This is a genomic window from Niabella hirudinis (assembly GCF_051201075.1).
In the GTDB taxonomy this organism is placed as follows: Bacteria; Bacteroidota; Bacteroidia; order Chitinophagales; family Chitinophagaceae; genus Niabella; species Niabella hirudinis.
In genome coordinates, this window is record NZ_JBPEHJ010000005.1 from 144,978 (window position 1) to 170,253 (window position 25,276).

The window sequence follows — 25,276 nt, forward strand, 5'->3', positions numbered from 1 at the left end:
GGTTTAAAGTTTCAGGTTGGCTCCGGTTCAACGCTCGATGTCCATTGCTCATTCCCACAACCTGTCCCGCTCTGCGCATATGCGTCAAGTTAATTTTGCACTGGGAGCTGCAGCGCAGCGCTGATCCTGTTAGTAAACGACCATACGGGTAATAAAGGTGCAGCGCACCGGTAATCATTGTGGTTTGTACAAGCGGTGCACAGGAAATTACCGCCGCGCTGCGGCTATGGGAGGTTTTGGGGAGTCAATTAATATCGTTTCCTTAAGCACCCTAAAAACAGTTCTTTCCTGTCACTGCTTCGTCTCAAGGCTTAAGGAAAGTTGACCGGCTGCCGGCAGCTATTCTGTGAAAATCTGTGGAATCATTGAGCAATACATTAGACGTTTATGTGCTAAAGGAACCGACATTGATTGACCATTGACCGTTCACTCATTCCCCTTCCTGCTCCAATGGATTGTCGATCGGAGGAAAGATCATCGGGTAACAACGTACCTTCATTCCCACGTTTTCAAATTTTCAAATTTCGACTACGCTGTATTCGTGCGGTAGCGTTGTTTGCGGAGGAACAGTAGCTCGGTAATAAAGATCAGCAGCATACTGATGGCCGTGGTAGTCAGCACCTTCATCAGGAAATTGATCAATGCGCCAAAGGACAACCATTCCAGGAAAAGAAGGTAAAAATTATGCGCAAATGAAAGCAGCAATGCATACAGGCTGTAGGCGCTCCAGCCCATTGCTTTGGGCGAGGGCTCCCTGTAGGTATAGCCTGCGGCATCTTTTGGCGAAAGCAGGTGCAGGATGAGGGGGCGCAAAAAAGCCACCAGCACACAGGCCGCAGCATGCAGCCCCGGCGTCATCGTAAAATAATCCACCGTCATGCCTAATAAGAAGCCCAGCATCAGCAGCCAGCCCCGTTTAATTGAGAAAGGCAACCATAAAAGGTATAAAAAGTACAGGTAGGGCGTAATCAGCTGGTGCAGATGGGGCATTACATCAAACACATATACCTGTACGAATACAAATAACGAAAAGCGGATGATATTTTTTACAAGATCGCTCACTTATTTCCAGATTTTGCTTCTACTTTCCGGGCCGTTTCCTCTCCCAGTTGCTGCAACGCCGCGTAGTTCAGGTTTTCAACTACAAACACCTGCTGCAGGCTTCCAAAGTTAGCAGCCGGTTTTATCTTCAGAATAAAAAAATTGGTCGCCTCGTCCTTTAATACTCTCGAAACCCGGCCCACCATTTTGCCGGGAGGGTAGCTTAATGAGTAATTACCGGTAAGGATGGTATCGCCCACCCGTACAGAATCTGTTTTGGGGATGCCATTGAGGGTAAGCTCGGTGGGCATTTTACCATCCCAGGAAATAATGCCCGAATTGCCCGTTTTTTTGAGCTGAACGCTTAGTTTATTCATCACATGCAGCAGGGTCATAACCTCGCTGAACTCCCTGCCCGCATTAACTACTTTTCCTACAAGCCCTCCATTGGAACTAAATACGCCCATGTCGTTGCCTACACCGGAGGCGGTACCCCGGTTGATCTGCAGGTAATTTTTATCGCCGTTCACTGTTGCATACAATACCTGCGCCGATCTCCAGAGATAGCGGCGCGCTTTGCCCGTAGTATCCACAGCCGCGGTATCATGCACCAGGATGGCATTGGTATCGATCTGCACAAAATTCGCCTTCATCAGGTTCATCAGTGAATCGTTCATCTGGTGCACCCGTTTATTTTCCGCCTGCATGCGGAAAAAATCTTCCAGCGAATTGTATTTTGAATTGAAATAACGCGTTATTACGCCTGCCGCTTCCAAACCCTTTACGCGATGTACCCGGTTGTATATAAACAAATTATACAAGCAGATCCCCTGTAGGATAAGGAAACCTATAAAAACCGAGAATCGCCTGATGAACAAAAATATATTACGCACCGGGTGTTGAATTTAGCGCTTGTTTCCCCCAGGCGGGAACAAAACGGTTGATGGATTAACGCATTACAAAAGGATACCGGTCGTAATTCTTTAATGCAATGCCCGTGCCCCTTACCACACTCTTCAACGGATCATCGGCGATATGAACCGGTAATTTTATTTTTTGGCTTAACCGTTTGTCCAGCCCGCGCAACAAGGCGCCGCCGCCGGTGAGATAAAGCCCCCTGCGGTAAATATCGCCCGCCAGCTCCGGGGGGGTTTGTTCCAGGGCCTTCAGGATGGCCTCTTCTATTTTAAAGATACTTTTATCGAGCGCTTCCGCAATTTCCTGGAAGCTAACCATAATCTGTTTGGGAATACCGGTAACCAGGTCGCGCCCGTTTACCGGGATATCATCCGGCGGGTTTTCCAGGTCCTTCATAGCGGCACCCACCTGTATTTTGATCTGCTCGGCCGTACGTTCGCCAATCAGCAAGCTGTGATAGCGGCGCAGGGCCTCCATAATATCTGCGGTAAACTCATCGCCGGCAATACGGATGCTCTGGTCACATACGATACCCGCAAGGGCAATAACCGTAATGCCAGTGGTACCGCCGCCAATATCAATGATCATATTCCCAACCGGCTCCTCTACATCAATACCGATACCCAATGCGGCCGCCATCGGCTCATGAATGAGGTATACTTCTTTGGCACCCGCCTGTTCTGCACTGTCCCTGACAGCCCGTTTTTCCACCTCGGTGATGGAAGAAGGAATGCAGATCATCATCCGCCAGCTGGGGGGAAATAAGGGTTTTTTGGGATATACCAGCTTGATCAGCTCCCGGATCATAAGTTCCGCTGCATTAAAATCGGCAATTACGCCGTCTTTAAGCGGCCGAACCGTGCGGATGCTTTCGTGCGTTTTTTCGTGCATCATCAGTGCCCGTTTTCCAACAGCCAGCACTTCTTTGGGATTATTGCGGTTCAACGCCACAATACTGGGCTCATTTACAGCCACTTCATCGTTGTGTATAATAAGGGTATTAGCGGTACCCAGATCCATTGCTATTTCTTGTGTAAACCAGTTGAAGAGTCCCATTCCTTTAAATAAAATTTCTTGTGTTTTCGTGAGGAGCAAAGGTGAAGTAAATAATCCAAATTAACAAAGTAAAACCCTAAGTACAGAAAGGATTTTTAAGCTTCTGCTTTTTATTAACAAAAACCCAGCGGATGCAGGCAGATAAATACCTTTGGCCAGGAGTATAATTTCGTCAAATATAGTCTAATCTGCTTAAAACTTATGCCTGGTTCTACAGGAGAAACATTACTTTTGTAACCTCAAAAAAAACTTATGGCGTTAAAGGATATTCAATCTACAGGAAAAAAAGATACCCGCAGCGGGTTTGGTGACGGTATTGTGGAAGCGGCCCGCAGCAACGATAAAATCGTGGCGCTGACAGCCGACCTGCTGGGCTCTATGAAACTGAACCAGTTTATTAAGGAATTTCCTGATCGTTTTGTACAGTGCGGTATTGGAGAAGCCAATATGATGGGCGTTGCAGCCGGCCTGACCATTGGCGGTCATATTCCCTTTACCACCACCTTTGCCAACTTCAGCACCGGCCGTGTATACGACCAGATCCGTCAATCCATTGTTTACAGTGGCAAAAACGTAAAAATATGCGCTTCACACGCAGGAGTTACCCTGGGCGAGGATGGCGCTACCCACCAGATCCTGGAAGACATTGGCATGATGAAGATGCTGCCGGGCATGTCGGTGGTAGTACCCTGCGATTATACCCAAACCAAGGCGGCCACTAAGGCAATTGCCGAAACCGATGGACCATTTTACCTCCGTTTCGGACGTCCCTCCTGGCCTATCTTCACCAACGAATCTGATTTCGTATTGGGTAAGGCCCAGCAGTTTTCAGAGGGTACCGATGTATCTATCTTTGCCTGCGGGCACCTGGTATGGAATGCCATTCAGGCCGGCGTGATCCTTGAAGAAAAAGGGATCAGCGTGGAAGTGATCAATATCCACACCATCAAACCCCTGGACGAGGAAGCGGTGATTGCTTCTATTAAAAAGACCAAATGCGCTGTTACCGCAGAAGAGCATAATATCATCGGCGGCCTTGGCGATGTAATAGCACAATGTGCAGCCAAACATTTCCCCATTCCTATCGAGTATGTGGGTACACTGGATACCTTTGGCGAAAGCGGCACCCCGGACCAACTACTGAAAAAATATCACCTGGATGTACCGGATATTGTGGCAGCAGCAGAAAAAGTGATGGCCCGAAAGAACGGTTGATCATTTTGAGAACATTTTTTGAAAGGGCTGTCAATAAATTTGGCGGCCTTTTTTGTTGTGCAATTTGAAAATGTGGAAATTTGGAAATGTGGAAATGTGAGAATGTGGAAATGTGAGAATGTGCGAATGATAAGCGGACCTCAACCTTCACCTATCTTCAACCACCTTCAACCAATTGAAGCGTATTATGAAAACCGGGCATCAAGCAAGAAAGCAGGACCCAACCTGAAACTTTAAACCTCCAACGTGAAACGTCAAACATCAAACTCTTTAAACTTTTCCCTATCTTACCCGTCAAAGAACAGCAGGCGTCTGAATGGAACAGTTTCAAAGTGATGAATCGTTGTTGGCCCTTTTTCGTACCCCGGGTACGAAAGAAGCGGCGTTTACAGCTATTGTAAACAAATATAAAGAGCGGCTTTACTGGCATATACGGCGCATGGTTATCATACATGAGGATGCCGATGATGTGTTGCAGAATGCATTCATAAAAGCCTGGAAAGGGCTGGGTCATTTTCGTGCAGAAAGCGGGCTTTACACCTGGCTGTATCGCATCAGCACAAATGAAAGCATTACACATCTCCAAAAGAAAAAAAAAGCCATTGTATCCTTTGGCAATGAGGCCGATCTGACGGATCAGGTTCGTGCAGACCCTTACTTTGACCCGGCCCGGATTGAATGGAAATTGCAGCTGGCCATCCAGCAACTGCCGGAGCAGCAGCGGCTGATCTTTAATCTGCGGTATTTTGATGAAATGCCTTATAATAAAATGAGCGAAATACTGGGCGTTACCGAAGGGGCACTCAAAGCCAGCTATCATCACGCCGCAAAAAAAGTAGAAAATTATTTATTAAAGAGTTAAACAAACACGCAAAATTCCGGTCTTAAAGTTACGCACAATGAAACAGGATGCCTCATATACTAGCTTAGACAGGATCCGGCAGGAACAACAATTAAACCCGGTATTTACCATTCCCGGCAACTATTTTGAATCATTTCCCGGCCGGCTGATGGCTGCAATCAAAGAAACGGACAAGGCTGCAGCAGATCCTGTGCTGGATACCGTTTCCCGGGCAATGCCCTACCAGGTTCCCCCCCGTTATTTTGCCCAGTTCAGGGTAAACCGGGCACGGGTAGTTGAATTTAAAAAGGGCCTCAGGATTGCCGCAAGTTTTATCCTGCTGGCGGTTTCATCCATATTCCTGTTTACCAAAAAATCACCAACCGGCGCTCCGGCACCAACCACGTCCGTTGCAACTACCGTAAACCAGTTAACCAACGAACAAATGGAACGTTTCATACAACCGGAGGAGGTCACAAACGGAGACAAAACAGCCCTCACCAACAGGGTAAAAACCTCCAAAACAGATATGACCACGCTGTTTAAGAATGTACCGGACGCCGACCTGGCCACTTTCTTAAACGAAACCACAGAAGTTAATGATGAAATATCCCTAAACTAATGAAAGCTGTTCTTATTTTTTTATTATCGTTTATGACGGTTGCCGGTGCGGCACAAACACCCCCCTCTCCGGCCGTACATAGAGTACATGAAGTATTCCTCGATTATCTTACAGAAAAGATCGACCTCACAGCAACTGAAAAAAAGCAACTACGCCCGTTGGTGATCCGTTATTTCGGCGAAGCAAAAAACATCTATAAAACCAATAGGGATCCGCTGCTTCGCGAACAAGAGCGCATTCAATTGAAAATCAGTTATCGCAAACTATTTACCCCCATTATCGGAGAGCCCAGGGCCACCCGTTTTTTTAGCGAAGAACAATCTTTCAAAAAAAAGATCCGGGAAGAGCTGAAAAAAAGAAGTGTTAAAGAAAACTAAAATTTCCGCCCAAACAATGTTTAAACAATTATTTATGTACAAATATTTGTTTTGTAATAAAGCTGTACATATATTTGCATTGGTGTTTTTCATAGGTTAGCAACGGCCAGCTCTTTTCAGGGCAGGCCTTTTTTGTGTCCGGCCCTTTTTATAGCATTGCTTCCTTTCCCGGCCGGGCTACGGGTTTGCGGGTATCATGATAAAACAGGAATTGCCAGTCTTTATTTTTCCCTTCCTCCCACCATGCAGACCTTAATTCCATGGCTTTTTTGCCATCATAATCATACTTGGCGGCAAAGCGATGCTTCATTTGCTGATACTGAGGCGCATCATCTGCCCCAAAAAATAAGGTATCCTCATCTTCCCGGATCCAGAATACCTGGTGAAATTTTGAATGCGCCCCGGTAACCCGGTATTGTATATAACCGTCAATAAATCCTTCATCTGCACGCAACAGGTTCACATGGCCTTCCAACACGGGTTCCACCCTGGAAAAATCATAGGATATACCATCCTTTTCGCGGGCAAAAGCCACTTCCCGTTCCTGGATGTAATAGGTGGCATTTTCAAAACTGGGCTTACCCGTTGCAGCATTTACCATGCCCCCGGTATGATCTTTATGCAGGTGGCTCATCAGCACTTTTGTAATATCGCCCGGTTGAATGCCATTTTCAGCAAGATGGGCCAAAAGCTGCATTTGGCGTCCTGATCCGTGGTTAAAACCAAGGCCGGTATCCAGCAGCAATATGTCTTTTGAGGTAATGATTAAAAAAGGCTGTATCTCCACCAGCAGGCTTCCCTGCGGACGGGCGCTCATTTCATCCTCTGATAGCCGGAACGGAACAAATTTTTTTGTAGCATCTACGGTAAAGCTGCCTTCGGATAACGGAATTATTTTCATGTTTATAATTTCTGGCTGCAAAATTAGAAGAAATAAGCCCCTCATCCCGGTTTTGCCGCGTTGAAAATAAGCGGCATCCAGGTTTGAAATGTAGAGGCCGTTGCTCCGTTGCCCGCAGAAGCATAGTCGCAGAAAGTTGCCGTAACCGGAGGATCTCTTTGTTCCTTATAATTCTCCGTTTCAAACGGCGCCTCCAGCTGTACCCAACAGTGATCAGCGGTTGCCGCAGCTTTTTTAAAACCCGGATACGGTTCATTCAGGTTCAGGGGAGTAATTACCGTTCCGGGATTGGTACCCGAAAAACGGGTATCGCGGCACAGCACCAGCGGGCCATAAAGCAAGGCAAAATACCGGTGCTGATCGCCCATCACCTTTACCCGGCCGCACATATCCAGCTCCAGGCTAATGGTATCACCCGTCTTCCATTTTCTTTCAAGGGCGGCATAAGCACCTGGTACTACATCTGCATAAGCAGTACCATTTACCAGCAGCAGGGTTTGCCTGCTCCACCCGGGTATGCGTACCTGCAGTACCATGTTTTCCGGGGCATTCATCTCAAGCCGGATGGCTATTTTTCCGGATACCGGATAGTCCGTAGTCTGTACCAGCTTTACCCGCTTCCCCCTGGGAGATCTTACTGCGGTAGTTCCTTCCATAAAAAAATTAACAGTAATGCCATCCCTGCTACTCATCGCTACAAGACCCGGAACCGCAAACAGGCCTCTTGGCCCGTTGGCGCTGCAACAGTTCAGATCCATACCACACTGACCGCTGCCGGGCAGCCGCTCCCCATTCAGCGGGGTGTACTTTGCCCAGGTGGAGCCGTCGCTTTTTAGCGCCGCCATCAAGGCATTATAATAGGTGGTTTCAATAGCATGAGCATATTTTGCATCACCGGTCAGTTTTAATAAGGCCATACAAAGCTGCATCCAGGTTACCGTTACACAGGTTTCCTGGTAGTGGTATACCGGCGTGGTTTGCCGCTCCCTGCCGCCAAACCACATTTCTGCCGAGGCGCCGGATCCTGCAATATTGATTTCCGTATCCTGTATATTCTCAAATACATTCAATACGGCCTGTTTATAAACATCCTTCCCCGTTAAGCGATACAGCGCCAGCAGTCCTTCATAGCAGGACATCATTTCGTATGCTTTTTGTCCTTGTTCCGGGCTGTACCATTGTTTGGGCCGGGGAAAACGTTTGCTCACGTCTGTAGCCGATTTGGCGATAAGCTGCGGGCCATCGGGCGTTTCCCACTGTTTTACAATTTCTTCAGCAAAATCGAGATATTGTTTATTACCGGTTGCCACGCTTAACCGTACCACCGGCAATAATACAGAAGAAGCCGCCATGCCCCTGTAATTTCCTTTATCAACTATTTTTCCGCCCTGCCTGTTAATTTCCCCCATCAGGTAACCGGTCAGTTTTTCTGCTGCATCCAGACTTTTTTTATCATTGGTCAGATCAAAATATTCCAGCAAACCCAGCAGGCAGTATTTCATCCCCCATATATCCCATTGCTTCAGCCTGGCTTGCGCACTGTAATTTCCAATATATCCGTCCACAGTTTGGGTGGCAATAAGGCCTGCTACAGCAGCGTCTATTTTTATTTTTAACTGCGGATCGGGTTGGTATTGATAGGCCAAAACCGCAGCCATCATACATTTTCCCCAAAACTCGGACTGCCAGAGATTCGTTTCTGCCCGGTTCCGGAAAGGCGCTACGAGATGGTCAAAATTTTTTGTAAGAATATCCTGCTGAAAACACTGATCCAGCCGGCCGCCGATATACCCCCTCAATATGGAGGTCCCGGCCTCCAGCCGGTTTTCTATAAGATAGGCATTTGTTTTTCGGAAGCTGCCAGGCTGCTGGGCAAACAGGGAAGGTGCCAGCATACCTGCAGCCGCAGCAAGGCCGGTTTGTTTTACAAATGTTCTTCTTGAAGATATGCGTGGCAGGATTGTTTCTTTTTTTTGCATCCTTTTATTTTTTTATGTAGATGTTCAGCGGACCCAGGAGGCCGCTGTTGTTGAGTGTGGCTGTTGGGCGGGGGTCATTGATCGTCCAGGTTTTTCGCTGTTTTTCCGGCTGGCCGGCATCATATACCAACCGGTTAAACCATGTGCTGGTTACCGCTATCCTCAATGTATTGATCCCCGGGCGAATGGCTTTTGTAACATCCAGCTTATAAGGCATGGCCCATAATGCGGAAAAGGGTATTCCGTTCAAAGACACCGAAGCAATCATGTTAACCCGGCCCAGGTCCATTGCATATTTCGCATTCCGTTGAATGGTATCCATCCGGAAGGCTGTTGTGTAAACCGCGGTGCCCGAAAAAGCTTTTCCTTCATTGGAGCGGTCCAATTCCCTCCAGGGTTTTAGTTCCTGTACTTCAACGGCAGCCGGTGTGCCCCAGCCTGTAGGAAAACGAATCGTCCACGGTTGTGTAAAGGCAATGGGCATAACAGACGGTTCCGGAATTTTAAGTTCTTTCACTGCCTTCCGGCGATTAAAAACAACAAAACCGGAACCTGCTTCCGGCAGCTCCAATGTAACAACCGTCCGGTTCTCCTGTCTTTTTGCTGTCACTGGCAGCACTTTGCCCGAAACGGGATCCCAAAGCTCAACATATCCCGTACTACGAAAACTTAAGCGGCCCTTAAACTTTCCGCCTTTTGGCGCACACACAAAATACCAGTCGGCATCTTCCGTGCAGCGATGCATCCACTGGACCGGTCCGCCCAGTACATCAGGTGTCATCTGCAGTTGTTTGAGCGCCTCTGAAAGAGCCATACCCGAAACAATGCGTCCTTTGCCGATCTTCCGGATACCTGGTTTTACTGCCTCACCCCAGATGAATTGCACAAGGGAGTTCAACCGCTCCGCTGCAGCGTTGCCTCCGCTAAGCGTGGCGATTCCCGAAGGTGCATCACCAACTACGGTAGCTCCTTCTCTTATTAATGCGGCGATCTTTTCTGCTGTTTTTGGCAACATCCGGATGCGGGCCGGCAGCCATAAAACGCGATATTGCAGACCTTCGGGGGTTGTAATGCGCCCTTTCTTTACCGTAAGCCGGTTCCACAAAACATCTGTATTGCAATAGTCATACTTAAACCCGTCGGGAAAGGGCGCGTTTTGATCGGGCTTATGATCTATCTCGTCCCCAAGATACCAGAGCACATCAGACACCGGCTTTCCCCTTTCCAGCAGATAATTGCAACGGGCAAAATACCCGGTAAATTCCGGCATTTCCTTCCACCAGGTTTGCCCCCGCAAAAACGGGGTGCCGATGCCGGAACCAAAAGAGGTGCCGGGCTGCAGAAAGTTTGTTTGCGGATTGTGGGTATAGGTATGAAATACCAGGTGGGTAACGCCTTCGACCATATTCAGATTGGCCACTTCCTTAAGCATCTGCCATTGCTCATCCCAGGTAAGCGCAAAAGAAGTAAAAGCCTCGGCAGCAACCCGGGGCTTTCCATACAGCCGGGCTGCGGAAACGGTTGGCTTGATGGGTTTAAAATTCAGCGACCCCACATAGCCGTCCGTAAAGGGCTGCCAGAACTCGCACATAGGCACATCGGCATATTTATAATACTCCATGATGTCCGCAGGAAATACATCCCCGGCGGCCGTTTCATAGGTGATGGATAAATCACGGGCCTTAGCCAGCTTCGACATCTGGCCGTAAAACTGATGGGTAAAAAGGTCATTGATCGTAGCCCGCCAATCCCTGAGAAAACGGAAGGTAGTTTCCTCATCTTTTACAACATAGCCAAAAACAGCAGGCAGCCATTTGCTGAGCGGGTAGGAATTAACCCGCTCAAACTCCGACTCCATTTCCTCCGTCCAGGTTTGGGTTTCACATTCCCAGCTATCCATCAACATCCCGTTCAGCAATCCGTTTACGGGGCCGCTGTTGCCTGCAAGCCGGCCTATGTATCCCTGAAAATGCGCCGTTGCTCCTTTTGCCGATAGTTTGTTGCACTCCCACCCCGTTCCTGCCGGTGGGGCCGGTCCGTTTTGACGGCCGGTATTTACATGCCCGATGCGCAGTACCGTCCAGCGGCCCGCGGGCGCTTTCCAGTTCAGGACTCCGTTGCTGTCCATTAATGAAGTAAGATCCAATATCCTGTCCGGATCTATATAGGTACCCGGTGGGCGGGCATAGCTGTCCCCCGTTCGTTCAATTGCCCTTAACGTCCATCCCGCTTCCGACTCCCAGTTGTTTTTCCGGGCGGCTGAAGACAATTTTATATACCGGAGCTGCATATCGTATTGGTTCAGGATCTCAAACCGGTATTTTTTGGCGCCCTGTGTTTCCCTGCAGGAAAGGGTTACAGGCGATTGATCCTGCCAGTTGCTTTGGGGCAGCCGGGTGTTCAGTATATCTTTCTGCAGGCCGCTTTCAGAAATGGCAAAGCCCCTGATCCTCACCCCCGGCTCGTAGCACCGGCCATGATTGAAACTATTAATGCTGGGCAGCGTGATGGAACGAATAATAACATTCTCACTGAAATCAACGGTTACGTGGTAGGGATCGGATGAGCTGGCAGGAGCAAGATGAACGGGTTGATTTCCTTTCTCTGAAAAGAGACCGTTCCATAATATGTTGGAGCTGCCGGCTACCGATGCCGGCGTCAGGGGTTGGCCGGTATCGCCCTCCGGGGTAGGGAAGGCCAGTACCGCCACCTCCCGGTAATCGCGCCAGGGCTCATCAATTCCTTCAGGTTTTGCCAAACGGATACTATTGGTTTGCCCTCCTTTAATATCCTGGCGCTTCCAAACCAAATTACGCATGGCGTTCTCTGGTTGTATCCAGGGGCCGCCCGCCATAGCCCAGCCCGGACAGTTTTGCAGAGTAAACCGGAGCCCCAGCCGTTTACACTCCTTAGCCGTAAAGTTTAAGGCATCTTCCCAGGCGGGACTCAGGCAGATGATCTCCGGCCCTACACCCGGCCACTTTCCGCCAAACTGACCATGAAAAAGCTGGATACCAGAAATGCCCGCTTTGGCAATCGCCTCGAGATCAGCGGTAATCCCCTCCTTCGAAATATTTCCCCCGATAAAATGAAACCAGGTCTCCGGATGATAGCTCTTTGAAGGCATCTCAAATGCCTTTCTATCGGACGCGCCAAAGGGACTATTTAATTCCTTTAAACCTGGTATAACGGGCATAACCTGGGCTATCGCCGGTATGATGCCGGCCATCATCCCTATGGAGAAAAGCAATCTTCTTATAAACCGCTGCATACCTCAAAAAATACTTCTTTTAAGGGATAGAACCATCCTGTACTATCCTGAAAATAGTTTTACTTAGGTTTTCCGGTTATTTTGCACCGGTAATTTTATTTTGTCCCGATAATATTGCTATATGACTTACAAACCGGCCTTGTTATTCCTACTGGTTTTAACCGGAATTCCGCGGTTGCTCCATGCTCAAAAAATTGTCAATCTTCAATGTGAGCACCTCGTTAATCCATTGGGTATCGATAATAAAACACCCCGGTTCAGCTGGATCCTTGATGATCCCAAAACGGGCGCTGTACAAACCAGCTACAGGATCATTGTTGCTAAAGAAACCGGGGAAGAAGTGTGGAACTCCGGCGTTATTGCCTCCGGGGACAACCTGGTTACTTACAAGGGTAATGCTTTGGAGCCCTTCACAAAATATGCCTGGAGCGTAACCCTTATGGGTAACGATCGCCGCCCCTACCCTGCATCACCCGCTGCTTTTTTCGAAACCGGTATGATGCAGCAAGCAAACTGGCAGGGAGGATGGATCAGCGATGGCAGTGATATACAGCGGAAACCCGCCCCCTATTTCAGGAAGGCTTTTCTATTAAAGAAGCCGGTCAAAACAGCAAGGATTTATATAGCGGCGGCCGGCCTTTATGAGCTTTCATTAAATGCAGCAAAAGTGGGCGATCACCGGCTGGACCCCATGTACACCCGGTTCGACCGCCGCAACCTCTATATTACTTATGATGTTAGCCAACAGCTACAGCAGGGCCAGAATGTAATTGGCGTGCTGCTCGGCAACGGCTGGTACAACCACCAGTCAACAGCCGTATGGTATTTTGATAAAGCGCCCTGGCGCAACCGACCGGCTTTTTGCCTGGACCTGCGGGTTAGGTATACAGATGGTTCGGAAGAAATCATCAGCACCGACCGCAGCTGGAAAACTGCTTTAAGCCCTGTCATCTTTAACAGCATCTACACCGGGGAGCATTATGATGCCCGGCTTGAAATACCCGGCTGGAACCAACCGGGGTTTGATGACTCCAAATGGAACACCGCTACTGACCGTGCAGCGCCATCACAACTGATCGCCGCACAGGCACTGCACCCAATACGGGATGTTGAAAACATAACCCCGGTGGATCTTAAAAAATTTAACGACACCAACTATGTCTTTAACCTGGGCCGGAACATTTCGGGTGTCAGCGAAATCAGTGTTTCAGGAGCTGCCGGAACCGTTATCCGGCTGATCCACTCGGAGCGCCTTCACGCATCCGGTCATACAGATCTTTCCAATATTGACGTACATTACCGCCCCACGGACGACAGCGATCCCTTTCAAACCGATATTTTTATCCTCAAGGGTAAGGGAACGGAGATCTTTAAACCGCGGTTTAACTATAAGGGATTCCAGTACGTAGAAGTTATCAGCAATAAGCCGGTTGAGCTCAGCAAGTCCAGCCTCCGGGCCTGGTTCATGCACAGTGATGTGCCCCGGGCCGGTACTATCGAAACTGGAGCGCCGCTGATCAACAAGATCTGGCAGGCAACAAATCATTCCTATCTTTCAAATCTTTTTGGCTACCCCACCGATTGCCCCCAGCGGGAAAAAAACGGCTGGACGGGAGATGCCGTCATTGCACTGGAAACAGGGCTTTATAATTTTGACGGCATTACCGTATATGAAAAATGGCTGGCCGACCATCGTGACGAACAGCAGCCCAACGGGGTGTTGCCGGCCATTATCCCTACCAGCGGCTGGGGCTACCAATGGGCCAACGGGCCCGACTGGACCAGCACCATTGCGATAATTCCCTGGACCCTGTACCAGTTTTATGGCGACAGCAAGCCACTGGCAGATAATTATGAAAATATAAAAAGCTATGTAAACCATATTGCCGCGCTATACCCCGGCGGGCTTACCACCTGGGGATTGGGGGACTGGGTGCCGGTAAAATCCAAATCTCCCGTTGAACTTACCTCCTCTCTTTACTATTATAAAGATGTAACGATACTGGCAAAAACAGCAGCGCTTTTTAACAGGAAAGAAGATGCAACCCGCTACCAGGTACTGGCAGAAAAAATAAAAAATGCCATTAACGGTAAATACCTCAACACCAAAACCGGAATCTATGGCAGTGGTTTACAAACAGAGCAAAGCACACCGGTTTACTGGGGCGTGGTTCCGGAAACAATGAAAGCCCTTGTAGTGGCCAACCTGGCAAAAAAGGTAAAAGAAGACGGTGTTCAGCTGGATGTAGGCATCCTGGGTGCCAAAGCAGTGCTCAATGTACTTAGCGAGAACGGATATGCCGACCTGGCCTACCAGCTGGCCGCCCGCAACACTTATCCCTCCTGGGGTTGGTGGATCGAAAACGGCGCTACCACACTTTATGAAAACTGGAAGGTAGATGCCAGAAACGATGCTTCGCTGAATCATATTATGTTTGGCGATATCGGCGCCTGGTTATACAAAGCCCTGGGTGGCATTTTTCCGGATCCGGAGCATCCGGGCTTTAGTAATATACTCCTTAAACCCAATTTTGTAAAGGGGCTCAATACCTTTAGGGCTACTTACAACAGCGCAAGAGGCCCAATCCTTTCATCATGGGAAAAACAGGGGGAGCAGCTCCGCTATACCTGCCGGGTTCCGGCCAACAGTAGGGCCACATTTTTTATACCCACGCCCTGGCAGCCCCAAAAGGGTTTTCGGATGCCCGGTATACAAAATAAAAATGGCAGCTATACACTGCCATCAGGAACGCATACGATTTTATTGAATGAAAAATATTGAACAATAAATAGGGTCTGCTGTTTAACCCGCGATTCAACAAATTTCATCGTAAAACGGGCTCATTTGAGGTCAGATAAAAACAAGATGCTGCAAGCAAAACACAACCAACCCCACAAAACCCTTGCACTAATTTTTTTTGTAGCCTTTTTGTTTGCCCAAAAAGGTACCCAAAAAGGGCCCCGGAATCGGTTACGGCACGATTCCGGATGAGTGCTTCTATCGGCTTTAGTACAAAGTGGCAGGTCCGCCGGCTGGCGGACGCCCGGCTTTTGCATTTCTATGCCTCAATTGTTACACCCTTCTTCTTTTTTGGCAAACAATCATTTCGAATACGCTAAACAAACAGTTATTGCTGCGCAACATCTTTCCACTTTTACATTCTAAATTCCACATTGGATATTTTATATTTCCGCAGGGCTACGCCGAATTGCGCCCGGCATTGATGATACCGAAGGAGCAACGCATGATCAGCTTTCCATAGGCATCCCGAAGTGTTTCATCCATATCATCAGCCCCTTCGCGCAGCTTCACCAGCGCATACTGCTGAATGGTAACCAACGGCATCACGATCCGTTCCCGCATGCGAATAGACAATTTATCTACGGGGTAGGATCCCATTAGTGTATCGTGCCCCGTTAGTTTATAAATGTATTGTTTGGTTAACACAAACTCATCATAAATCATTTGCCAGATAGCGCCAAATTGCTCGTCTTCTGCAATGTAAGCCGTTATCGGAAAATAGGATTTACTCATCGCCATTTCGCAGTTATCCAGCAGGGTTTTAAAGTACAGCGATTCGTTGTATAGTTGCTTCAGTTCGTCAAAGCGTCCAATATATTCCATCTGCTTTAAAGCAGTGCCCACGCCAAAAAAGCCCGGCACATTTTGCTTCAGCTGGCTCCAGGCGCCGGAGAACGGAATGGCCCGGAGATCGCCCAGCGAAATAGAAGTCTGTTGATGGCCCCTCTTGGCCGGCCGGCTGCCAATATTGGTTTCGCTGTAAAAGCGCAGGGGGCTCATTTCATAAAGATAATTTGCCAGCTGCGGATGGTTTTTCAGTTTTATATAGGCATCAAAGCCATAAGAAGAAAGCTCTTCCAGGAGCTGCTCCTGTTTGCCGTTTAGCGGGGGATAACGATCTGCAAAAAGCGAACTCGAAACACCAGCATTAATCAACTGTTCGATGTTGAACTGCGCAGAGTCGATAATTCCAAAATTGGCGCTCACCGTTTGGCCCTGTATCGTTAGTTGAATTTCCCTGTTAGAGATATTGCGTCCCATAGACGCGTAAAACTTGTGTGTTTTTCCGCCGCCACGGGAGGGCGGGCCTCCCCTGCCGTCAAAGAAGATCACATCAAAGCCGTATTGTCTTGTAATCCGCGTCAGCTCTTCCTTGGCGCGGTAAATACTCCAGTTGGCCATCAGGTAGCCGCCATCCTTGGTTCCGTCAGAAAAGCCCAGCATAATGGTTTGTGTTCCGCCGCGGCGATCCAGGTGGGCCTTATATTCCGGAAGGGAGTAAAGGGTTTTCATTACGTCACCCGCATTTTGGAGGTCTTCGATCGTTTCAAAAAGCGGAACAATATCCACATTTATTTCCTCACAGCCAATACCGTTTAATTTAAACAGGCCCATCACTTCAATAATACTCAACACGCTGGTGGCATGGCTGATAATATACCGGTTGCAGCCCAGTTCCCCGTTCGACTTTTGTACAGAACAAATGGCATTGACTACTTCAACCGTGTCCTTCACCACCGTATCTTCAAATATAGACGTGTTGTCCAGCGGCTTCAGATTCAGCAGCAATTTCACCTTTTCTTTTTCCTCCAGCGTATCGTAGTCCGCTGGTAATAAGCCGGCCTGCGAAGCGGCAACGCGCGAAAATACTTTTTCATGTACGGAGCTATCCTGCCGGATATCCAGTGAAGCAAAGTGCAAACCGAAGACCTCGATCTTACTGATCAATTCCTGTATCCGGGGTACAAATAAGCCGTTGGCCTTTTCATTCACAATTTGTTTTACTTCCTCCAATATGGATATAATTTCTTTATCGGTTATGTTCGCTTCCTTACCCGGGATAAATACCTCCTCATACAAGCGGCGTTCCAGGTCGCTCATGATGTCCTCAACACCATGAAACGTTAAGCGGCGCTTCAACCGGCGCACATCAAAATAATAACATTTCAAAATAGCCCCTCGCAGCGCGGCCGCTACCTGCAGCGTAGTCTCCCTGGTTACAAAGGGGTTCCCGTCACGGTCGCCGCCCGGCCAGAAGCCCATCTTGATTACCGAATGCTTAGCTGTAGTAATCCCCGGAAACTGGTTCTTCAGCTCACTAAGGATACGGCCAGCCGCGGGGTAAAAAACATTTTCGAGGTACCAGATAAGGCTCACCGCCTCATCGAAAGGAGTGGGTTTGTTTTTCTTAAAAAAGGGCGTCTTGCCCAGCTGCTGCAGCAGAACGTTAATCTCGCTGGCGTCATTTTTAAGCAACGCATTGCTCAGGTCCCGGATAATTCCCAATACCGATCCGGGGTAAAACTGGGTAGGATGGGCCGTCAGCACTAACCGCACACAAAAGTCTTCCAGCACTTTGCCAAACTGTGCCTCCTTATTATTCTGGGCTACCGCGGACATTAACTGCTTCAATGTACCCGGTCCGCTAAAATCGTTTATCTTCTTATAGGAAGCATCTTCCAGCGCATCAAACAACACCACCTGGCGTTCCACATACTGTACTAGCCGAAACATAAGATCCATGCGCTCTTTAGAGGTGGTAAAGGAAGTGTGTCGGCTAAAAAAATCTTCAACGATCTCCACAGGGCCCGATCCTTTTTCATAGCCTTCTTCACACATGCTGGACAACAACGACAATAAGATCCCCGTCTTTTCAATTTTATGAAAGGGCAAAGAGGTAAACAAACTGTTATACAATTGAAACCTTATTCCTACATCATTTTTGAAGTGCTGAACCGATTGGCTGCTTACCACATCCATATATTTCCTGTTTGACTTTTAGCATTACACCGGGGCCTGTTTGCAGACAGGACATAAAAGCCTGCGCCCGGCAACAATTAAACAGCGTTGAAGGTACTATTTTTTCACTATACCATTTGCAAAGCCTAAGCATTTAATCATTTCTTTATATAACATCTAATAAGAAATAAAAATCATTGCAATTCATCAAACGCACATTCCGGTCGGGTAAGGGATCCGCACAAAAAAGCCCCGCCCGGGTTGTACCAGAGCGGGGCTTTTATTTTCTTAAGAAGATATTATGCTTCCGGGGTCTCCTCTTTTGACGGTGCTTCGGGAGCAACCGCTTCTTTTACTTCCTCCGCAGGCGCTGTTTCTGCAACGGCGTCGGCTTCTTCTTTTTTCTTGCCGCTTCCACCACGACGGCGGGTACGTTTTCCGGCTGCTTTCTCATCGGTACTCTTTCCGTAAACCTCGTTAAAGTCAACCAGCTCGATCATCGCCTTTTCAGCAGCATCACCAGGGCGAATGCCCAGTTTAATGATACGGGTATAACCACCGGGGCGACCGCCTACTTTTTCAGCAACAGAACCAAACAGTTCTTTCACTGCTTCTTTGTCCTGCAGATGGCTGAATACGATACGGCGCTGATGCGTGGTATTTTCCTTGCTCTTGGTGATCAGGGGCTCTACATATACCCTTAAAGCCTTTGCCTTTGCAACAGTAGTTACAATACGTTTGTGCTCAATCAGCTGGCAGGACAGGTTGCGTAACAGCGCATCTCTGTGCGATTTGGTACGGCTTAAATTTTTGATTTTGTCTCCGTGACGCATGACATTTAATGTTTAAAGTTTCAGGGTTAACGTTTCAGGGTTAAACCCGATACCAAGTTAAAAAATTCGGCTACACCGTGTCAAGGAAATGTAACCTACTGTCTAATGTGGAAATGTGTGAATGTATGAATGTGGAAATTTTCATACTCCCACATTATCACATCCTCACATTATTAATAATCGTCTTTATCGATTCCCAGCTTCTGCAGATCCATACCAAAGCCCAGGCCTCTTTCGATCAGCACCTGCTCAATTTCAGACAGGGATTTCTGACCAAAGTTCCGGAACTTCATCAGGTCTTCCTGCTCGTACTGAACCAGCTCGCTCAGGGAATTGATCTTGGCAGCTTTCAGGCAATTGAAGGCGCGTACAGAAAGATCCAGGTCTTCCAACGGAGTTTTCAGTACTTTACGCAGTTGCAATGTCTGCTCATCTACCATATCTTCTTTCTTCTCCTCCTTATTATCAAACGTGATGTTTTCATCCGTAATGATCATCAGGTGCTGGATCAGGATGCGGCTGGCTTGTTTAACGGCCTCTTCCGGATGAATGGTACCATCCGTGTTTACCTCCATCAACAGCTTTTCATAATCCGTACGTTGTTCCACACGGGTATTTTCAATGCTGTATTTTACATTTTTGATGGGGGTAAAGATAGAGTCGATGGCAATATAGCCAACCGGGGCATCTTTTACCTTGTTATCTTCAGCCGGTACATAACCGCGGCCCTTGCCGATGGTCAGTTCAATATCCAGCTTGGAAGACGAATCCATAGTGCAGATCAGCAGTTCCGGGTTCATGATCTGGAAGGATTGCGTCCCCTCGGCAATCATGCCTGCGGTGAATTCTGTCTGATTTTTTACCGAAATGGAAATTTTTTCATTGGCCCCTTCATGATCCACGATTCTTTTGAAGCGTACCTGTTTTAAATTCAGGATAATTTCAACCACATCTTCGCTAACCCCCTTCATGGTAGCAAACTCATGATCTACTCCTTCAATTTTAATGCCTACAATAGCATATCCTTCAAGAGAGTTTAATAAAACACGACGCAGTGCGTTACCTATTGTAACACCATACCCGGGTTCTAATGGACGAAACTCAAACTGGGCTTCAAAATCCGAAGCCTTCTGCAAAATGATTTTGTCCGGTTGGTGGAAATTTAAAATTGCCATTTTTTCCTTTATTAAGTGAATGGTGAATAAATGAATAGTAAATAATGAATGGTGACTCGACAGCTCACTATTCAATATTGACTATTCACTAAAATTACTTACTGTACAATTCAACAATCAGTTGTTCCTTAATGTTTTCAGGAACGCTTTCCCTTTCGGGGTAGGTGATGAAAGTACCTTTGATTTCAGTTTCATTGAAATCGATCCAGCCAAACTTTGGATTTTTGGGACGGATCACGCTCGTAATAGAAGAACGGTTCTTGCTGTTTTCTTTCAGGGTGATGATATCGCCGGCTTTTAACTGGAAAGAAGGAATGTTTACCACTTCTCCATTTACCTCGATGTGCTTGTGGCTCACCAGCTGGCGTGCAGCAGGACGGCTGGGTGCAATACCCATACGGAATACCGTGTTGTCTAAACGGGCTTCAAGTAATTTAATAAGGTTTTCACCGGTAATACCTTTACGGCGGTTGGCTTCTTCAAACGTTTTGCGGAATTGTTTTTCCAGCACACCGTAAGTATATTTTGCCTTTTGTTTTTCGCGTAACTGCAATGCATATTCCCCTAAGGTTTTACGCTTGCGCTTTTCGCCATGCATACCGGGAGGGTTACTGTTTTTACCCAACCATTTACCATTACCTAAAATAGGCTCTCCGAAAATACGGGAGATCTTGGTCTTAGGACCATTGTAACGTGCCATAATTATACTTTCATTTAAGCTTTTTTAGAAACCGGTACAGCAATCAGTAAAAAGCTTTGGAAAAAATTAATTGTGTACCCTTTTTTAAAATGAGGCCCACCCAAACCCTCCCGGAGGGAGGGCCTGGGCGGCTGTTTAACCTGGCCGCATTATTCAAAAAGAAATTGAACAATGCTATAGAAAGAACTTTATATTTTTTGGTCCATCCCCTCCCTCCGGGAGGGCCGGGGTGGGCTTTATACTCTTCTCTTCTTGGGAGGACGGCATCCGTTGTGCGGCAGAGGCGTTACGTCTTTGATCATCACGATCTCAATACCCGATTGGGAAAGAGAACGGATGGCACCTTCACGACCAGCCCCGGGGCCTTTTACAAATACATCCACTCTTTTTAAACCAGCGTCCAGCGCTACTTTGGCGGCGTCTGCTGATGCCATCTGGGCTGCATAGGGAGTATTCTTTTTAGAACCCCTGAAACCCATTTTACCGGCGCTGCTCCATGAAATAACCTGGCCTGATTTGTTGGTTAAGCTAATAATGATGTTGTTAAACGTTGCAGAAATGTGCGCATCACCATACGCATCCACTTTTACAATCCTCTTTTTCGCTGCGGCTTTTCCGCTGTTTTGTGCTTTTGCCATTGTTCTTAAAAGGTAATCTTTAAAAAATAAAAACGTTCTGCGAGGCAAAACGCCCAGTCAATCCTATTCCTGCACCGGGAGTCCGAAATTGATCTGGTAATATCAGGTGCATATAAAATAACAATTGTTGGGGCGAAATATATTTCGCCCCAACAATATATTATATTAAATTATTTCTTAGCTGCTTTTTTCTTACCTGCAACCGTCTTACGTTTACCTTTACGGGTACGGCTGTTGGTTTTTGTCCGCTGACCACGCACCGGAAGTCCTTTCCTGTGACGCAGGCCACGGTAGCAGGCGATATCCAGCAGGCGCTTAATATTCATTTGCACCTCGCTTCTCAGCTGACCTTCAACTTTTAATTCTTCTGTAATGGTAGAACGAATCGCATTCAGGTCTTCGTCATTCCACTCATTCACCTTTTTGTTGCGATCAATGCTATTCCTGTCCAGAATATATTTTGCTGTGGAAGGACCGATCCCATAGATATAGGTCAGGCCAATCTCGCCCCTCTTATTTTTTGGTAAGTCTACACCGGCAATACGTGCCATATTTTAAATCTGTTTGAAGTTTAATGTTTAAAGTTTAATGTTCATTTTAAGATCCGGGGTCAATAACTTTAAACCTCAAACCTTAAACTTTGAACAATATTTTTTATCCTTGTCTTTGTTTAAACCGGGGATTCTTTTTGTTAATTACATAAAGCTTCCCTTTGCGACGTACAATTTTACAGTCGGCGCTGCGTTTCTTAATGGATGCTCTTACTCTCATCTTTTTTTTAATTTACGGTTTTCAGCTTAATTTCTATAACGGAAATTGATCCGGCCCCTTGTTAAATCATAAGGAGACATTTCCAATCCCACTTTATCCCCGGGCAAAATACGAATGTAGTGCATACGCATCTTACCGGAAATTGTTGCCAAAACCTCATGGCCGTTTTCCAGCTTTACCCTGAACATCGCATTAGACAAGGCTTCAAGGATGACTCCGTCTTGTTTTATTAAAGGTTGTTTTGACATACAAATTTTAGGGCTGCAAAGATAGGTAATATTTTATAATAAAAAAGCCTTATTCTGCTTAAATTTCAGAATAAAGCTGTATTGTTTGGCCTCCGGGCCACAAAAATAGCAAAAATTAATGGAGCAGCGGAACCTTAGTCATTTGTAAATGAATATTTTGCAGCTCACTTACGGTAATAGGGCGGTCAAAAAGACGGCGATCTTCACGATACCAAACCTCACTGCTGGAGAAATTATCTGCCGCCGGCACCAGTACCCGAAAGGGGCCTTTACCGTATTTTACCCCGTTTCCGGCCTCCCGATCCATTTTTTCAAATCCAAGACGCATTAACTGGGCCTCGTCTACAGGAATACCCTGTACCTGGTCCAGCGGGTACCAGAATTCCTGAACACCATTATCCACACAAACCTCTCCCTCCTCATTGCTGACCCTTACTACCGATCCCTCACGGGAAACACCATTGTCCGTTACAATAACCCAGTCTCCTGGTTTCAGTTCGTTTAATTTCATATAATTTGGATTTAGGAACTTTTACTTTTCTAAGATAGACAAAATAATGACAAACGCCACAGGATGCCTGCCGTTTTTTCTTCGGGGCCCAAAATAATTTTTCTAATTAATGCCATTGCGGCTGCCTTCAAAAAGTATTTTATCGCCTTGAAACCGGTAAAGCAATAAGTCAACGGCTCTCTTTATTTGCAACCTTATAACACACGTTTGTTACAAATAACAGCCGGTTTTAATGTTAATAAATTACTAACGGTTTCTTAATTTTTTGTTATCCTCTGGCATACTTCTTGAACAAAAGCGGCAAATGTAAATTTCGATCAAATGAAAAAAATCCTATTAAGTATCTTTTCCCTGGCCCTCGTGGCAGGAGCAAACGCGCAAAGCGAAATCAAACCCAATCAAGGTGATGTAACCACGGAGTTCGGACTGTCTGGTGGTGTATTAAACTCCAATTTTGAGTTAACCGAGCAAGGCAACCTGTTACGCTTCCGTTATTTTGCCAAAGAAACCCTGGCATTCCGGCTGGGCTTTGGTCTCAGCAGTTACAAAAACATTAAGAACCTTTATGACATTAATGATGATTCGCGTAAAGGGACCTACAAAACAAGCGAAACTGACTTTTTGCTGAACCTGGGTGTGGAAAAGCACTTTGCAGGAACGGAGCGGCTGTCGCCCTATGTTGGTGGTGATCTTTTGCTGAGCGTAGCCGGCAAAAAAAACGAATTCAGTGATGCTACCATGGGCGGAACCGCTTATCAGGAAAACAATTCCGGCAGTGTTAAAGGGCCCGGAAGCCTTGGATTTGGCGTAAGGGCTGTAGTGGGCGCTGATTACTACATTGCCAAACGTGTTTTCCTGGGTGCCGAAGCTGGCTTTGGTTTCCTGAACACTAAAAAGGGTAAAACGACTATCGAAGTAAATGATGAACCTACCGTTACCCAAAAATCGGCAGGCAGTGGCTTTGAATTAGCCCCCAATGTCATTACAGGTGTCCGCATTGGTTTTGTATTCTAAAACCGGATCGGATTCAATCCTTAAGAAAGGAGTCCCGTCTTTTTAGCGGGACTCTTTTTATTCCTACTTTTATCAAAAAAGACAGTGCAGCGGATCGGTTTACTATCAGATACACATGGCTACCTTGATGAAGCGGTATTCCGCCATTTCAACGAATGCGATGAACTGTGGCATGCCGGCGACTTTGGCAATGCTGCCGTGGTGGAACAACTTAAAAGCTTTAAGCCGCTCCGCGGCGTGTACGGAAATATCGATGGGCAGGAGATCCGCGGATCATTCCCCGAAACACTGATATTTCCCTGCGAAGACATAAACGTAATGATCCGGCATATTGGCGGCTACCCGCCAAAATATAATAAGGAAACAAAGCCCTTGCTCTTAAAAGAGCGACCGCAACTTTTTATCAGCGGACACTCGCATATACTCAAGGTCATGTACGATGATCAGCTGCAATGCCTGCATATAAACCCCGGGGCTGCGGGAAAACAGGGATGGCACCAGGTGCGCACACTCATCCGGTTTGTGATCGATGGCAAAAACATCCGCAACTGCGAGGTTATTGAGTTGGGGACAATATGAAAATATGGAAATGTGAGAATGAGGGAATGTGAGAATGAGGGAATGTGAAGATTTGAAAATGGCGATCCGTTACAACTCCATATTCTTTACTCCGATAGGGATTTTCAATTTGTAAAATGGTGAAGAGGCAATGAAAAATCAAAAATGAACGATGGAAAAACCGGATCCCGGTATTCAACAATCTTCAACCAATTAAAGTGCATCGCGGAAACCCGACATCAGGTATGAAAACAGAACCCAAGACACCAACGTGAAACTTTAAACTTTGAACCTTAAACATCACCGAAACTTGAAACCTGAAACCAAGGAAAATGCATCAGACATAGAAACGGCTCCTGCCTAAAACCAGCCCCTCCCCAATCCTACCTCACGAAAAGGCCAGGGAATAGCGGCAAGGATAATGATCAGGGCCAGTATATAACAAAGGACGGTTTTACGATGCTTCTTGCGGTCGGAGATATTCTTCTTTGCAAAAGACTTACCAATATGAACCAGTACAACTGCAATCAGCATCATTGTAATATGCTCAACTGCAAAAAAGCGCAGGGTCGCATTCTGCATTACTGCCGACATCCCCTGGTCCTGTATCACTTTCAGTCCATGCGCTCCTGTGATCCACTGAATGATCCCGATCAGAAATTCAATATCCACTGCGATCATCAGGAACAGACCGGCTTTGCGATGGCCATTGGTAAACGGCCTGCTGCCCACACCAATACTTTTAAAAATCGCCACCAGCAATAATAATAAAATAACCCAACGTAAGAAACTGTGAAGATGCAGCAAACCCGTTTCCATATTTAATTTTTTAGATAGTGAATCCAG

The 25,276-nt window shown here is 47.0% G+C and carries 23 protein-coding genes; 7 read left to right on the forward strand and 16 right to left on the reverse strand.

The features are described from left to right. Positions 1-528: 528 nt before the first annotated feature. The 3 genes from GGU45_RS11445 to GGU45_RS11455 all read right to left on the reverse strand — a co-directional run bounded on the left by GGU45_RS11445 (position 529) and on the right by GGU45_RS11455 (position 3,015). Positions 529-1,062, reverse strand: coding sequence for a rod shape-determining protein MreD (locus GGU45_RS11445; protein ID WP_435224829.1), 534 nt, complete (start codon positions 1,060-1,062; stop codon positions 529-531). Beyond that, positions 1,059-1,853 carry a rod shape-determining protein MreC gene (mreC, locus tag GGU45_RS11450; protein WP_435224831.1) on the reverse strand — a complete coding sequence of 265 codons (795 nt, stop codon included), beginning with the start codon at positions 1,851-1,853 and terminating at the stop codon, positions 1,059-1,061. Before mreC ends, GGU45_RS11445 begins: the two co-directional genes overlap by 4 nt. A 136-nt stretch (positions 1,854-1,989) precedes the next feature. Further along, the gene (locus tag GGU45_RS11455; RefSeq protein WP_090389562.1) at positions 1,990-3,015 is read right to left on the reverse strand and encodes a rod shape-determining protein; all 1,026 of its coding nucleotides are present in this window, start codon (positions 3,013-3,015) and stop codon (positions 1,990-1,992) included. Positions 3,016-3,267: 252 nt separating this feature from the next. On the opposite strand from GGU45_RS11455, the gene GGU45_RS11460 reads away from it, so the two are divergent. The 4 genes from GGU45_RS11460 to GGU45_RS11475 all read left to right on the forward strand — a co-directional run bounded on the left by GGU45_RS11460 (position 3,268) and on the right by GGU45_RS11475 (position 6,070). Further along, entirely contained in the window at positions 3,268-4,230 is a 963-nt protein-coding gene (locus GGU45_RS11460) for a transketolase family protein (RefSeq protein ID WP_435224834.1), read from the forward strand. 316 nt (positions 4,231-4,546) lie between these two features. Continuing rightward, a complete protein-coding gene (locus GGU45_RS11465) occupies positions 4,547-5,092 on the forward strand; it encodes an RNA polymerase sigma factor (RefSeq protein WP_435224835.1) in 546 nt (181 codons plus the stop codon). A gap of 37 nt (positions 5,093-5,129) precedes the next feature. Further along, complete coding sequence (locus GGU45_RS11470; protein WP_435224837.1) at positions 5,130-5,693, forward strand: hypothetical protein; 564 nt, start codon at positions 5,130-5,132, stop codon at positions 5,691-5,693. Then, positions 5,693-6,070 (forward strand): hypothetical protein, encoded by a 378-nt coding sequence (locus GGU45_RS11475; protein ID WP_435224838.1) that lies wholly within the window; start codon positions 5,693-5,695, stop codon positions 6,068-6,070. Before GGU45_RS11470 ends, GGU45_RS11475 begins: the two co-directional genes overlap by 1 nt. Positions 6,071-6,218: 148 nt before the next feature. On the opposite strand, the gene GGU45_RS11480 is transcribed toward GGU45_RS11475, so the two are convergent. From GGU45_RS11480 to GGU45_RS11490, 3 genes are read right to left on the reverse strand one after another with little or no spacing between them, the layout of a single operon-like run. Continuing rightward, positions 6,219-6,971: an MBL fold metallo-hydrolase gene (locus GGU45_RS11480; RefSeq protein WP_435224840.1), complete on the reverse strand. Its 753-nt coding sequence runs from the start codon at positions 6,969-6,971 to the stop codon at positions 6,219-6,221. Positions 6,972-7,012: 41 nt separating this feature from the next. Continuing rightward, positions 7,013-8,950 (reverse strand): beta-L-arabinofuranosidase domain-containing protein, encoded by a 1,938-nt coding sequence (locus tag GGU45_RS11485; protein ID WP_435224841.1) that lies wholly within the window; start codon positions 8,948-8,950, stop codon positions 7,013-7,015. A gap of 4 nt (positions 8,951-8,954) precedes the next feature. Further along, positions 8,955-12,221 carry a glycosyl hydrolase gene (locus GGU45_RS11490; protein WP_435224843.1) on the reverse strand — a complete coding sequence of 1,089 codons (3,267 nt, stop codon included), beginning with the start codon at positions 12,219-12,221 and terminating at the stop codon, positions 8,955-8,957. Positions 12,222-12,342: 121 nt separating this feature from the next. Between GGU45_RS11490 and GGU45_RS11495 the strand changes: the two genes are divergently transcribed. Beyond that, positions 12,343-15,003 carry an alpha-L-rhamnosidase gene (locus tag GGU45_RS11495; protein ID WP_435224845.1) on the forward strand — a complete coding sequence of 887 codons (2,661 nt, stop codon included), beginning with the start codon at positions 12,343-12,345 and terminating at the stop codon, positions 15,001-15,003. Positions 15,004-15,420: 417 nt separating this feature from the next. On the opposite strand, the gene GGU45_RS11500 is transcribed toward GGU45_RS11495, so the two are convergent. The 9 genes from GGU45_RS11500 to GGU45_RS11540 all read right to left on the reverse strand — a co-directional run bounded on the left by GGU45_RS11500 (position 15,421) and on the right by GGU45_RS11540 (position 22,858). Further along, positions 15,421-18,003 carry a phosphoenolpyruvate carboxylase gene (locus GGU45_RS11500; RefSeq protein WP_435224847.1) on the reverse strand — a complete coding sequence of 861 codons (2,583 nt, stop codon included), beginning with the start codon at positions 18,001-18,003 and terminating at the stop codon, positions 15,421-15,423. Between the two features lie 278 nt (positions 18,004-18,281). Then, positions 18,282-18,815 carry a 50S ribosomal protein L17 gene (gene rplQ, locus GGU45_RS11505; protein WP_435224849.1) on the reverse strand — a complete coding sequence of 178 codons (534 nt, stop codon included), beginning with the start codon at positions 18,813-18,815 and terminating at the stop codon, positions 18,282-18,284. A gap of 173 nt (positions 18,816-18,988) precedes the next feature. After that, entirely contained in the window at positions 18,989-19,990 is a 1,002-nt protein-coding gene (locus GGU45_RS11510; RefSeq protein WP_435224851.1) for a DNA-directed RNA polymerase subunit alpha, read from the reverse strand. A 94-nt stretch (positions 19,991-20,084) separates the two neighbouring features. Beyond that, positions 20,085-20,690: a 30S ribosomal protein S4 gene (gene rpsD / locus GGU45_RS11515; RefSeq protein WP_435224853.1), complete on the reverse strand. Its 606-nt coding sequence runs from the start codon at positions 20,688-20,690 to the stop codon at positions 20,085-20,087. Positions 20,691-20,926: 236 nt separating this feature from the next. Then, on the reverse strand, positions 20,927-21,328 hold the full coding sequence (gene rpsK, locus GGU45_RS11520) for a 30S ribosomal protein S11 (RefSeq protein WP_435224855.1): 402 nt from the start codon (positions 21,326-21,328) through the stop codon (positions 20,927-20,929). Positions 21,329-21,498: 170 nt separating this feature from the next. Continuing rightward, on the reverse strand, positions 21,499-21,879 hold the full coding sequence (gene rpsM, locus GGU45_RS11525) for a 30S ribosomal protein S13 (RefSeq protein WP_435224857.1): 381 nt from the start codon (positions 21,877-21,879) through the stop codon (positions 21,499-21,501). A 103-nt stretch (positions 21,880-21,982) separates the two neighbouring features. Beyond that, entirely contained in the window at positions 21,983-22,099 is a 117-nt protein-coding gene (ykgO, locus tag GGU45_RS11530; RefSeq protein ID WP_071597075.1) for a type B 50S ribosomal protein L36, read from the reverse strand. Between the two features lie 26 nt (positions 22,100-22,125). Further along, complete coding sequence (infA, locus tag GGU45_RS11535; protein ID WP_435224859.1) at positions 22,126-22,347, reverse strand: translation initiation factor IF-1; 222 nt, start codon at positions 22,345-22,347, stop codon at positions 22,126-22,128. A 115-nt stretch (positions 22,348-22,462) separates the two neighbouring features. Continuing rightward, complete coding sequence (locus GGU45_RS11540; protein ID WP_435224860.1) at positions 22,463-22,858, reverse strand: hypothetical protein; 396 nt, start codon at positions 22,856-22,858, stop codon at positions 22,463-22,465. A gap of 321 nt (positions 22,859-23,179) precedes the next feature. On the opposite strand from GGU45_RS11540, the gene GGU45_RS11545 reads away from it, so the two are divergent. Together GGU45_RS11545 and GGU45_RS11550 are read left to right on the forward strand one after the other, a co-directional pair. Next, the gene (locus GGU45_RS11545; RefSeq protein ID WP_435224862.1) at positions 23,180-23,872 is read left to right on the forward strand and encodes a BT1926 family outer membrane beta-barrel protein; all 693 of its coding nucleotides are present in this window, start codon (positions 23,180-23,182) and stop codon (positions 23,870-23,872) included. A gap of 84 nt (positions 23,873-23,956) precedes the next feature. Next, positions 23,957-24,451, forward strand: coding sequence for a metallophosphoesterase family protein (locus GGU45_RS11550; RefSeq protein WP_435224864.1), 495 nt, complete (start codon positions 23,957-23,959; stop codon positions 24,449-24,451). Between the two features lie 339 nt (positions 24,452-24,790). On the opposite strand, the gene GGU45_RS11555 is transcribed toward GGU45_RS11550, so the two are convergent. Continuing rightward, a complete protein-coding gene (locus GGU45_RS11555; protein ID WP_435224866.1) occupies positions 24,791-25,249 on the reverse strand; it encodes a hypothetical protein in 459 nt (152 codons plus the stop codon). Between the last annotated feature and the right edge of the window lie 27 nt (positions 25,250-25,276).